Consider the following 12,043-nt stretch of genomic DNA (forward strand, 5'->3'; position numbering starts at 1 on the left):
GGAGAACGAAATGACTTCCACCGTATTCATCACAGGCGCTACTTCCGGGTTTGGCGAAGCTTGCGCCCGTCGCTTTGCCGAAGCGGGCTGGTCGCTGGTGCTGACCGGCCGCCGCCAGGAGCGCCTGGATGCCTTGAGCGCCGAGCTGTCGGCGAAAACCAAGGTTCATACACTGGTGCTGGATGTGCGTGACCGTGCTGCCATGGAAAGCGCCATCGCCGATCTGCCGGAAGAGTTCTCGACCATTCGGGGACTTATCAACAACGCAGGCCTGGCGCTGGGCATCGACCCTGCACCCAAGTGCAGTCTCGATGACTGGGACACCATGATCGACACCAACGTCAAAGGTCTGGTCTACACCACACGCCTGTTGCTGCCGCGCCTGATCGGCCATGGCCGTGGTGCCAGTATCGTCAACCTGGGGTCGGTGGCCGGTAACTATCCGTATCCGGGTGGCAATGTGTATGGCGGTACCAAGGCATTCGTGGGCCAGTTCTCGCTGAACCTGCGCAACGACCTGATCGGCACTGGCGTACGTGTGACCAACCTGGAGCCGGGCCTGTGCGAAAGCGAGTTCTCGCTGGTGCGTTTCGGTGGGGATCAGGCCAAGTACGACGCGACCTATGCCGGTGCCGAGCCTATCCAGCCACAGGACATCGCCGAGACGATCTTCTGGATCATGAACACCCCGGCGCACGTCAACATCAACAGCCTTGAACTGATGCCCGTCAGCCAGACCTGGGCCGGATTCGCCATCGACCGCAATCGCGGTTAATGCCGGTCAGTCAGGCACAAACAAAACTTGTTGGAGGCAGCTTGCTGGCGAAACGGCCTGAAAACCTACAGATGTTCTGCGTCTGTTGAAGTCGCCAGCAAGCTGTCTCCCACAAAGTGATTTGTGACCTGACTGCCCTACAGGTGTTCGGCCAGGCCGATGTAACAGGTTGCCAGGTGATAGGGCGTGGTCGAGGGCATATCGCTGCGGCTGACCTTGCCTTCGGTGTCCAGGCATTCATGCCAGCCACCGGCGTGCAGGAAGCGTTGCTGCAATGCAATCATCTGCTCGGCCAGACGCTTTCCAGTGTCCGGCCGCAGCGCCAAAGCCCGCAGGTATTCAGCCTGCGCCCAGATTCTCTGGGTGCCATCCCGTATAACACCGTCACAGGTCAGCATCGCGGTCACAGCACCGGTCTGCGGGTCGACACCCTGAGCTTCTGCAAGCGTGAATGCCCGGTTCAACGAGGCATAAAGCTCGGTACCGTGCAGTTCGGCAGAGGTGTGCAGCAGGAAGAACCACTCGAACTGATGCCCCGGCTCATACCAGTTATCCACAGCCCCCAGCGGTTTCTCCAGCATCACGCCGGTGGCCGGGTCGATGAAGCGGCGCTGCATGTGCGTGACCAGGCCATCCAGAGCGGTCTGGGTCTCTGGATCGGCGCGTACCGACAGTGTGGCCAGAAACGCCTCCGCCAGATGCATCAACGGGTTCTGCAAAGGTCCGCTGCCCAGCGGGGACCAGTCTTCGTCCAGGCTCGCTTCGTAAAGGCCTGCGCCATCATCGAAACGCTCGGCAACAACGCTGAGTGCGGCATTGAGTGCGGACTCGGCCAGCGGTGCTTTGACCCTGGCCCAGTAATGGGCGAAGGCAAAGATGATGAAGGCATGGGTATAGAGGTCTTTACGGCGATCCAGCGGTTGGCCTTGTGGATCGATGCTGTAAAACCAGCCGCCATGTTCAGCATCATGAAAGTGTTGCTGCATGGAACGAAACAGCGCGCCAGCACGGGTTGCGGCGTCAGGAAAGTCCGGATGCCCGATCAGGCCGGAAAACAGGAACAACTGCCGGGCGCAGGCCATGGCCCGGTAACGCTGGGGCGGCAAGGGCTGATGATGGGCGTCGAGCGCCTCATAAGGCAACGCCAGTTGCGCATTCCAGCCAGGCCCCTGCCAGAGCGGCACGACGACTTTGTAGAAGTGTTCCTGAAGGCGGGTGAGGCTGGAGGTCAAGTCAGACCTCGAGGCAGAACTGGAAGCATGGGGCATCGGCTGGCGTCATGGCAGTGTCGAGATGCGCGACATGTTAGCAGGAGGCGCTCGGGATTTTGCGCTCAGGCCGCCGCAGGAGCGAATTTATTCGCGAACGACGCCCTGAAAACTCAGCACTTGGTCAGATCGCCGTACAACCCTGGCCGCCGATCCTGGAAATAGGTCGTGATCGCCCGTGAGCCTTCCATCAATGGCCTGTCCAGATCGCCGGTCATCAGCGTCTCATCCCGCGCCGCCAGGGCCGGGCGACTGCCGTCCGGGGCGCAAATGCTGCTTTGTCCGCAGTAATGAATTTCGCCCTCGCTGCCACAGTAATTGGCATACACCACATAACACTGGTTCTCGAACGCCCGCGCCCGCACGGTAATGTCACAGACGAAATCGTAAGGCTCCATGTTTGCCGTGGGCACGACAATCAGTTCGGCACCGGCGAGGGCAAGGCGACGGGTGTTTTCGGGGAATTCCACGTCGTAGCAGATCAGCAGGCCGAGACGCCAGCCATCAAGCTCCACCACCGGAAAGTCATCGCTGCCCGCGGTGAACATCGACTTGTCCAGCTCGCCGTAGAGGTGCGTCTTGCGATAGTTGGCCAGGCTTTGCCCATGGCTGTCGAGCAGTTGCACGGCGTTGTAAATGCAGCCATCACTGCCCAGTTCGGGATAGCCATACACAATCGCGATACCGTGGTTGCGGGCAATGGCTGCGACACGAGATGCGGCCAGTCCATCGACCGGTTGCGCCAGTTTGCGGGCCGCTTCTGCTCCGATGTTGTAACCGGTCAGGAACATCTCCGGGCAGACCAGCAGGCCAGCCTGTTGCTCCGCTGCCGCCCGCGCCTGCTGGTCCAGCCGCAACAGGTTGGCAGCGATATCCAGCGGCAGGGGCGGGCATTGATAAAACGCGATACGCATGGCTGTTTTCCTTCTGAATCAGTCGGCCAGGGCGATGGGGCCGATATCGTGAAAGACATCGCCCGGCCCCGGGTTTTCCGGGGACGTCTTGCCGCCAAAGTGAGTCATGATGCCCCACACGGCGTTCAATGATGTCTGTACCGCGCCCTCGACCCAGGCGGGGGTCCAGGATATGTCGTCGCCAGCCAGGAACATGCCGCGATGTTCGGCAGGCATGTCCTGTTGCATGAAGTGCGAGTACATCCGCTGGTTATAGCGGTAATGGCCCGGCAGCGCACCTTTGAAGGCACCGAGGAAATGCGGGTCGGCTTCCCATGAAATGGTGATCGGGTCACCGATGATGCGCGCGGCGATATCCACTTTCGGATAGATCTTCTTCAGGGCATCCAGCGCCAGTTTCACCCGCTTGTCGATAGGCTGCGGCAGCATCTTCAAAGCGTCGCTCATCCACGAATAGGACAGGCAGATCACGCCAGGCTTGTCATCGCCGTTATCGAACAGGTAAGTGCCTCGGGTCAGCCGGTCGGTAAGGGTCATGCTCATGAGGTCGCGACCGGTTTCCGGGTCTTTGTCTTTCCAGAACGGGCGATCCACCATGACGAAGGTTTTCGAGGACTGCATGTAACGGGTGCGGTCCAGGGCCATCCACATCTTTTGCGAGAACAGCGACTCTTCACACTCGATCTGCGTAGTCAGCAACCAGCTCTGGCAGGTAGTCAGCACCGCCGAGTAATGCCGCGTATCGCCCCAGTTGTCGGTGACGGCCAGGTTGCCGTCCTCGGCCCGCGCAATGCGTTTGACCCCGGTACGTGGTGCGCCACGATGCAGCGACGACAGGCTGGTGCCTTCTGGCCAGTGGGCACAACGCTCCGGCACATGACGCCAGATGCCCAGCGGAACCTGTTCCACGCCGCCCACGATCAGGTGCTGGTTTTCGTCGCAGTTGGTCATGACCACGCGGAAGATTTCCAGCATCGAGTTGGGGAAGTCCGAGTCCCAGCCGCCAGTGCCGAAACCCACCTGACCAAACACCTCCCGGTGATAGAACGACAGTTTGGCGAAGGCTTTGGAGGTGGCGACGAAGTCGTAGAAGGTGCGGTCGTCCCACAGCGGAACCAGCTTGTTCCACAGTTCCTTGAGCCGCGGTACATCGCGGTCGCGGATGGCCTGCTGGATATCGGAGAACTGCGAGCCACATTCCAGGGCATCCGCCCATGCGTCGGCCACTTCCTGAAAGAGTGCAGGCAGGTCCGACAGCTTTTGTGCGTAGTAAGTCGTGCCTTCCAGATCGATGACGGTGCTACCCGACGCCGCTGTCAGCGGGTTGGGGAAGGGGCTGGACTCAAGACCCAGCTTGTCGACGTAGTGATAGAACGCGGTGGACGACACGGGAAAGCGCATGCCGCCCAGCTCCGCGATGATGCCGTCGGCACCTTCAAAGGCCTGAGAGCGCAGGCGGCCACCCATTTTCGAGGCTTCGTAAACGACAGGCTTGAGGCCCAGTTTCATCAACTCATAAGCCGCCACCAACCCTGCGATACCGGCACCAATGATCGCAACTTCCTTGCCGTGGTTTTCTGCCGGAATGCTGCCCAGGCCTGCCGGATGCTCGATCCAGTCATCAAAGGCAAAAGGAAAGTCAGGGCCAAAAATGGTGATCGGCTTTTTGCCGTCCTGGGGGTGACGATTGTTTTTCATGACAGACCTTGATTCGGCTACAGCGAAAACCACAGTCTAGATAAGCGTGAGCACGTTAATAAGACGCAAAGTGTCGTCGTTATGATGTAATTTTGTTCAATATGACGATACTGGCGGTCATTTTGTCGATTGTGGCTGCACAAGCGAGCCAGTGAGGTCTGGCTCGCGGGTGTGGCTGCGTCAGGCATCCATGGCGGGAAGTTGTTGCTCGATGACGCCAAGCCATCCCATGCCCGGCCAGGTTTCAAAGCCGGGCGTCAGTGCATAGCCCTGAATGGCTTGGGCCTGCTGGGTGCTGTACCCGCTTTTCTGTCCTCCCTTGGTCTGCAACTGGATGGGGTCTCCGAGCTGGGTTTCGGGGTCCGAGCTGGCAATTATCCGGTGATTGGCATCGACCATCATGACCCGGCTGCGTGCACGTTCCTCGTCGCTCAGGCGAACGCCCTCAATCACTGAACTGGCCTGACTCTGCCAGTCGAAGAAAATACCGATGACGCCGCTGACGGGGCTTTGAGCGCCTGCCTTGCTGCGCACTGCTGCACTGAACGCGCATGTCTGCGAGTTGTTCAATAACGGTTCTACAGCCACTTGCCCCGCGTAGTACTGATCGCTGGAGCTGTGACGCAATGCATTCTTGAACCAGGGCTCTTCGGCGACATTGGCTCCCATGACTTTCTCATAGGTTTCGGCACGGCCACAGGCCACAACCCGGCCTGTCGTGTCGGCAACCCATATGTCCAGGTAGACGGTGTAACTGTCCAGAATGATGCCCAGGCGTTTGCTGGCATGGGCGCAGGTCTGCAAAGTCTGATCGGCAAGCATGTCGACCAGCGAGGTATCCGTGGCCCACCAGCGTACGTCACAGGTTCGTTCGTACAGGTTACGGTCGATGATTTCGATCATGTTCAGTGACAGGTCGGCCAGGCGCTGACCGCGCATATCGAAACACATGCTCTGGCCCAGCTCGATCAACTGGTTGACCGAAGCTTGCAAGTCATGAGTCAGGGCAGCGGCGACCCTGGAGACACGCTCGGAGATATTCTTGACCTCTTCGGCCACCACCGAGAAACCTTTGCCTGCGCTGCCGGCATGCGCCGCCTCGATCAGGGCATTGATTGCCAGCAGGCGTGTCTGTCGGGTGATGACTTGAATATCACTGACGCCCCGATTGGCTAACGCCTCTACTTCTTTGGACAGGATGACGATCCGCTCTGGCTCAATCATTTTCGTTCTACTTGAAAAATGTGGGAGTGGCGGCAGAGTTCTCGAAACTCGAGAGGGTAAAACTGAAAAAGGGCCTGTTGGCCCCTCTATGTTGTCCCTGATTTATTATTTGTTTATTGATGGCGTCCCTGATGCGTGCAAATTATCTGAAAAACTTCGGCGATGTCATCTTGCCTGTATTTAGTTTCAGTTATTGTTCAATAATGTCGCAATAAGGTAGGTGGAAGTCGTAACTGGATTTCAAGTGGGAGTAGTTATCCACTTTCAAGCCGGTCAGCCATTTATATAAGTCTGGTCAAACCGCGTGACCACGATCAATCTTGCTGCTGAGAATGATCGAAGTGGTGGTCTTTTCCACACCATCGATACTGCCGATCAGGTCCAGCAACTGGTCCAGTTGTTCCGGCGAATCGGTGCGCAGCCAGGCGACATAATCGAACTCGCCACTGACGGCGCATAACTGCTGAACCTGCGCCAGGGTACTGAGCCGACGCAGCACCTCTTTGCCCGAACGAGGCTGGACGGTAATGCCGACATAGGCCTGCAGGCCGCCGTCCACGACACGCTGACTCAGGCGCACGCCATAACCGGTAATGACTTTGGTGCTTTCCAGGCGGGCGAGGCGTGAAGTGACAGTGGTGCGGGCAATACCCAGTTGCCGCGCCAGCATGGCTACGCTTTCCCGGGCATTGAGTTGCAGGGCTGCAATCAACTGGCGGTCGATATCGTCCAGAGCGAGAGGGCGGCTATCGGACACGGTGCTCTCCTTCAGAATTTCCAGCGTCTGGCGGTCTTGGACAGGCGTTCCTGCAGGCCATCGAGGTTGTGGGCCAGTTGCCGGGTCATCAAGTGGTAACCGGTCAGCTCGGCAGGGATCTCAGCCTGGGTGGCCGTGTTTTCGGAGGTGCGGGCCAGACGTTCGGTCGCACCGGTCTGCAGGGCGCGGGCCATGCCGATCAGTTGCCTGCGGATCTGGCGGTAGTCGGCGTCCATGGACGTTTTCAAGGCAGCGCCTGCGGCCTGATCGAGATCGGCAGGGCGAATGTTGGAAAGGATCTCCAGTGTGCTCAGGCACATCCGGAAATGGCCCTGGATCGCATCCAGTTCGACCATGGAAATCTTCACTTCCTTGGACACCGACGGCAGCAGCGAGCGCAGTTGCAGCATCGTGGCGTTGAGCCTAGCGGTCAGCTTCAAGTGCTCATCGGCGCTGATCGGCTCGCCTTGATGAATGCGTCCGTAGACCTTGGCGCAATCGCGCAGGCCGCTGGCCAGGTTGTAGCGCCAGGAAAAGACGGCATACAGCGGCAAGGCAAAGGAGAAGGCCAGGGCCAGCGCGATACCGATCATGATATCCAGGGTTCGCCACAGGCCATCACTGATCGGGTTGACCCCGTGCCCGGCCACGATAAACAGGGTGATTGCCGACAGCAGCGCGGTATAACCGCCCTTGCCAATGGCGTGATAGGCGAAGAATCCGCACATTACTGACATGATCACGTAAGTCAGCAACGGAATTTCCAGATAACCCTGCTGCACCACCACGAACAACCCCAGGCCTGCGCCAATCAGCGTTCCGTATGCGCGCTCCACGGACTTCTTGCCGATATTGCCATGGTGCTGCAAACCGCCGATCACGATCAGCATCGTCACCGACGCCCACTCACCGTGGGGCATGTTCAGACCGGACGTCAGCAGGATCGACACCAGCAGCCCGACCACGATACGCGCCGCATGAATCAGCCGCGCATGCCGGTAGCGGCGATACGGATCTAGCACAGGGCGCAGAACAGGGCGGAGCCAGGAAGGAATGAAAACAGAGCGCGAATTCGTCATGCGTTAAATGGCCGCGAGGGTTGGGAAAGTGTCCATGCTTTGATGGTAGCGATGCCCAGTAAGCCACAACTGGAGGGGGAATTGTTTATTGCTTTGCTGCTTTGAGTCATTGTGTCGGGCTGCAATGACTCATGGGAAAAGCGGATGCCACATTTATCAATCACTCCACTCGATGCCCTGCTCGACGAACCACGACGCATTTGTGTCGAAGGGCTGACGGCGGGTCAACAGATAACCCTCACGGCCACGACTCGCCGTGGAGCAGGCCAGCCCTGGCAGAGTCGTGCGACCTTTGTGGCCGACGCTCAGGGGATTGTCGATCTGCAGCGGGATGCGCCGATAGCGGGCGATTACGCTGAAGTATCGGGCATGGGACTGCTCTGGAGCCAGCGTCCGCAATATGAAGCGAGCAAGGACGTTTTCCCGGATTCGGTGCTCGAACCGCTGCTGACCGACGTCGCGCTGTCGGGCAGCGATCAATCCGTGACCCTGGTTCAGCGGCTGGCCGGGCCAGGTGTCAGCCGTCGTGATATTCGCGAGGACGGACTGGTGGGCACGCTGTTCATGCCGGCAGGAGACGGTCCCCATCCTGCCGTGATGGTCCTCAATGGTTCAGGTGGCGGCATCAACGAAGCGCGGGCGGCACTCTATGCCTCGCGAGGTTATGCCGCGCTGGCGCTGGCCTATTTCAAGGCGCCGGGCTTGTCGAAATACATTTCCAATACCCCGTTGGAGTATTTTCAGCAGGCGCTGCTCTGGATGCGCCGGGAACTCAAGCCAGCACAGGACTTCATCGCCCTGAGCGGTCAGTCCCGTGGCGGCGAACTGGTGCTGCTGCTCGGCAGCCTGTTTCCCGACCTGGTGTCCGCCGTGATCGGCTACGTTCCCAGCGCTCTGGTGCATGGCGGACAGGCTGCTGCCGACCCGGCCATAGGACGCGACGGCCCCGCCTGGCTGTATCGCGGTCAACCGCTGGACCACCTGTGGAACAACAATCGAACGGCCAGTTGGGAAGCCCGCGACGCCGGACGTCGCAATGCCGAATCCATCCTCACCGCACTCGACGATCCTGATGCTGTGGCTCGCGTGGCCATCGAAGTCGAAAGAATACGCGGCCCGGTCATTCTCCTGTCCGGCACCGACGATGCTGCATGGCCTTCGAGCCTGTTCGGGCGCATGGTCGAGCAGCGGCTGAAAGAACATCAACACCCATGGCCGGTAGAGCATCTGGATTTTCAGGATGCAGGCCATGCCATTCTTCTGCCTTACATACCGGCGACCTACAGCGATGATGGCAATCCGAGCGCGAATGCGCGGGCAAACGAGCAGTCGTGGCAGGGTGTCAGGAGGTTCCTGGAAGGGGCGCTCGCTACGAAAAGATGAGCGATTCAAGTAGTATTGCCGCAACTATACCAACCAAGGTTTTCAAGCCTTGAGCCCGGCATTCACCCAGAAATACCGAATGCCGTACAGATTCGACCCAGGGGATTTTTTATGTCTGCTCAACGTCACGAGGTCAGTGACACACCGCTGGTGACCGTGATCATCGCTTCCTACAATCACGCTCGCTACATAGAAGACAGCATCAATAGCGTCATCAACCAGACCTACCCGAATATCGAACTTCTGGTCGTCGATGACGGCTCCAGGGACGAGAGTCCGGAGCTCCTGAAAAAGCTTCAGGAACAGCATGGTTTTGATTTGCGCTTTCAGGCCAACAAGGGGCTGGCCCGTACCCTCAATGACGCGATCGAGCGTGCGCGGGGCGAGCTGATAGTGCCGTTCGGCTCGGACGACATCATGTTCCCCCATCGTATTGCCACCCAGGTGGAATACATGAAGGACAAGCCCGAAGTGGGCATCTGCGCGGCCAACATCGAGACCATCGACCAGGATGGCAAGGTCATGGGGGAACGGGAGCAGCGCAACCGCAATCTGGCATTCCGCCGCCTGGATTTCGACGATCTGTTTCTCAATCGCAAACCGGGACCGGCATCAGCCACCTTGATGTTTCGGCGCGAAGCGCTGGACAAGGTCGGTGGTTTCAACCCCGAGATTCGTCTGGAAGATATCTACATCGAGCTGGCAATTGCTCGTGCCGGTTACTTCATCGACATTCTGGGTGAGGTGCTGGCGCAGTATCGTGATCACCCCAGCAACACCTTCAAGAACGGCCGCTTCATGGTGGACAACGTCTTGAAAACGTACGAGGTGTTCAGTGATCACCCGGCGTACGAACAGGTATGCATGAACTTTCGTAATTCCATGATGCTCAAGTATGCCAACCGCGATAAAGCGCTGACCCGGGAAATCCTCGCGGACATCCCGGTCAGGTACTGGAACCGCAAAACCCTGCGCGGTATGTGGCGCCTGATCACTTCCTGAGTGCGCGTTCCTGCCGCCAGATAATCAGCGACTGCGCGTAGACCAGTGCCATCGGTATCCAGATCAGGTACCAGTGCTCCTTCGGGCGTGACATGAAGGCATTGCCTTCAGTCAGCCCGGAAGCGAACCCGAAAACAAGCCAGGCCGCCGCAATGGTCACGGCGGTATGGCTGCGGTAGACCCAGCAGAAGCGGATCGCCAGGCCATACAGCGTCATCCACAGCGCCAATCCCAGAATGCCGCCCGAATAGAGCACGCCCAGCTCCATGTTGTGCGGGTCGGCAAGAGTGAAGTCCAGGCCCGGAATGACCACTGTCATCGATGTGCCGAAACCGTGGCCCAGCCACGGGTGTTCGCCGATCTGGCGCAGCGACTCCATCCATATCGCGGGCCGGTAGGACAGACCGCGTTGTGTGATTGCGTCGGGATGAATCAGCAGAACAGTGATCAGAACAGCAATGGCGACCCCTACGGCCAACAGGCTGCGGCGTCGGTCACCCACCAGTAACAGCCATCCCAGAGCTGCCGTCAGCCCGATCAGCGGCGTCCTTGATCCGGTTGCCATGATGGCTGCACCCAGAAACGCCAGACAGATGATCGGTACCGGATTCCAGGCCTTGCGCGCCTGAAACCATGTGGCCAGCCAGAACGCAGCGAATGCGCCCAGTACATGGGCAGTGAGCAACGGGTTTTCGAGCACGCCGTAACCATTCAGACGGCTTTCGCCGGCAGGCAGCTCGAAAATCATGAAGTAGGCCAGTGACACGCAGGCCACCAATGCAGCAAAGAGGGCCGAAAGACGTGTGTACTGCTCCAGTCGTGCGGGGTACTGCAAGGCAATGATGCCGGTAGAAAACAGCAGCAACATGACGTACATCGGACGTTTGAGCAGGCCTGGCAGATCATCCTCCGTCACGGCCCAGGCAATGCTGATGAGGATATAGATACTGAAGACACTGAATGCGATGAATAGCGGATTGCAGATGAGGGCCTTCAGCAAGCGTGGCTGCAGGACCAGCGTCAGAAAGGTGGGGAAGGCCAGGAAAATATAAAAAAGCTTGTGATAGAGCGCTCGATCCCAGATCCAGAAAATCCCTGTCAGGGTAATCAGCCAGCCTAGCGGTAGTAAGTACTTATCGATCAAATTGCCCAAACGTTGGTTTCTACTTTCTGCTGACACATCAACTGACATTTTTCGTGCCCATCTAAATAAACCCTGTAATTGTATGGGATACACCACTGATTTATCAGGGGTATCTTGCGGGCTGTCTTGGGTTGGTGTTCCTGAAAACGGTGGGCTGTAGTGTTGCGTCAAAAAAATTCAAGCATCTACCCAATATGTCTGACCTATGTCGGTATAAGCCCTGTAGCGGCATGTTTCCGCACTGAGCGCTACCGTCTGTATAGCAGACCTGCGGTGCTCCATCCCTGAACAAACCAGCCATCCTTGACTTGACCGGAGCCGGTAGCTTACACGTCGGCGGGGAAAAGGGCGTGCGGCTTTTATTCAAAATCATTGCAAGCTCATCATCTGTATGGAGAAATCCCCCTTTCCTGGAGGTCGAGAGGCTTCCATGAGGCGATCTTTCAGTCGGCATGACGGCCTACGCACGAGTGCTGGGAGCGCTGGACTGTGAGTTTTCGGTTATACCAGCAGTCATGCCTGTGCTTGATGAAATCGAGGAGATGTTTGAGTGATGGCGACCATGCTGCAGGTTGTGACACCGGAGCGTCCTGATCGGAGGCTTATCGGCACTGGCCCTTGCTAAGATCACATGGGCACGTTAACCATCTGTTGGCGTATCTCAGTGGCCGTCTTGCCCTTGGTCTCACCATCGTGCCCGATGTCCGAATCCGGGCAATATCCGCATCGTTCAAACCCAGGCTGCGCAGGCCATCAACCCAGCGTTGCAGACGCTCCGCAGCCGTATACCTTGCATTGG

At 58.4% G+C, this 12,043-nt stretch carries 10 protein-coding genes and 1 pseudogene; 4 read left to right on the plus strand and 7 right to left on the minus strand.

Features of this window, described 5'->3' with window-relative positions; genetic code table 11:
- Positions 1–10: 10 nt before the first annotated feature.
- Complete coding sequence (locus tag JSY17_RS07780) at positions 11–775, plus strand: SDR family oxidoreductase (RefSeq protein WP_117166836.1); 765 nt, start codon at positions 11–13, stop codon at positions 773–775.
- Between the two features lie 137 nt (positions 776–912).
- On the opposite strand, the gene JSY17_RS07785 is transcribed toward JSY17_RS07780, so the two are convergent.
- From JSY17_RS07785 to JSY17_RS07810, 6 genes are all read right to left on the minus strand, one after another.
- The gene (locus tag JSY17_RS07785; protein WP_206401509.1) at positions 913–2,043 is read right to left on the minus strand and encodes an AGE family epimerase/isomerase; all 1,131 of its coding nucleotides are present in this window, start codon (positions 2,041–2,043) and stop codon (positions 913–915) included.
- 113 nt (positions 2,044–2,156) lie between these two features.
- On the minus strand, positions 2,157–2,957 hold the full coding sequence (locus tag JSY17_RS07790; protein WP_206401508.1) for a carbon-nitrogen hydrolase family protein: 801 nt from the start codon (positions 2,955–2,957) through the stop codon (positions 2,157–2,159).
- Positions 2,958–2,975: 18 nt separating this feature from the next.
- On the minus strand, positions 2,976–4,655 hold the full coding sequence (locus JSY17_RS07795; protein ID WP_206401495.1) for a flavin monoamine oxidase family protein: 1,680 nt from the start codon (positions 4,653–4,655) through the stop codon (positions 2,976–2,978).
- Between the two features lie 180 nt (positions 4,656–4,835).
- Entirely contained in the window at positions 4,836–5,879 is a 1,044-nt protein-coding gene (locus JSY17_RS25840; protein ID WP_206401493.1) for a methyl-accepting chemotaxis protein, read from the minus strand.
- Between the two features lie 295 nt (positions 5,880–6,174).
- Complete coding sequence (locus tag JSY17_RS07805; RefSeq protein WP_095068322.1) at positions 6,175–6,636, minus strand: Lrp/AsnC family transcriptional regulator; 462 nt, start codon at positions 6,634–6,636, stop codon at positions 6,175–6,177.
- 11 nt (positions 6,637–6,647) lie between these two features.
- Entirely contained in the window at positions 6,648–7,715 is a 1,068-nt protein-coding gene (locus tag JSY17_RS07810) for an FUSC family protein (RefSeq protein WP_117166841.1), read from the minus strand.
- A gap of 144 nt (positions 7,716–7,859) precedes the next feature.
- Here JSY17_RS07810 and JSY17_RS07815 point away from each other — a divergent pair, with 144 nt between their 5' ends.
- Both JSY17_RS07815 and JSY17_RS07820 read left to right on the plus strand, forming a co-directional pair.
- Complete coding sequence (locus JSY17_RS07815) at positions 7,860–9,098, plus strand: acyl-CoA thioesterase/bile acid-CoA:amino acid N-acyltransferase family protein (RefSeq protein WP_206401491.1); 1,239 nt, start codon at positions 7,860–7,862, stop codon at positions 9,096–9,098.
- A gap of 111 nt (positions 9,099–9,209) precedes the next feature.
- Positions 9,210–10,100, plus strand: coding sequence for a glycosyltransferase family 2 protein (locus tag JSY17_RS07820; protein ID WP_122371016.1), 891 nt, complete (start codon positions 9,210–9,212; stop codon positions 10,098–10,100).
- Here JSY17_RS07820 and JSY17_RS07825 read toward each other — a convergent pair.
- Positions 10,090–11,280, minus strand: coding sequence for an O-antigen ligase family protein (locus JSY17_RS07825; protein ID WP_404823334.1), 1,191 nt, complete (start codon positions 11,278–11,280; stop codon positions 10,090–10,092). The genes JSY17_RS07820 and JSY17_RS07825 overlap by 11 nt on opposite strands.
- Before the next feature lie 398 nt (positions 11,281–11,678).
- Between JSY17_RS07825 and JSY17_RS25975 the strand changes: the two are divergent.
- Positions 11,679–11,798 (plus strand): annotated as a pseudogene (locus JSY17_RS25975) (transcriptional regulator); the annotation flags it as partial.
- Between the last annotated feature and the right edge of the window lie 245 nt (positions 11,799–12,043).

This window comes from Pseudomonas capsici, assembly GCF_017165765.1.
GTDB lineage: Bacteria > Pseudomonadota > Gammaproteobacteria > Pseudomonadales > Pseudomonadaceae > Aquipseudomonas > Aquipseudomonas capsici.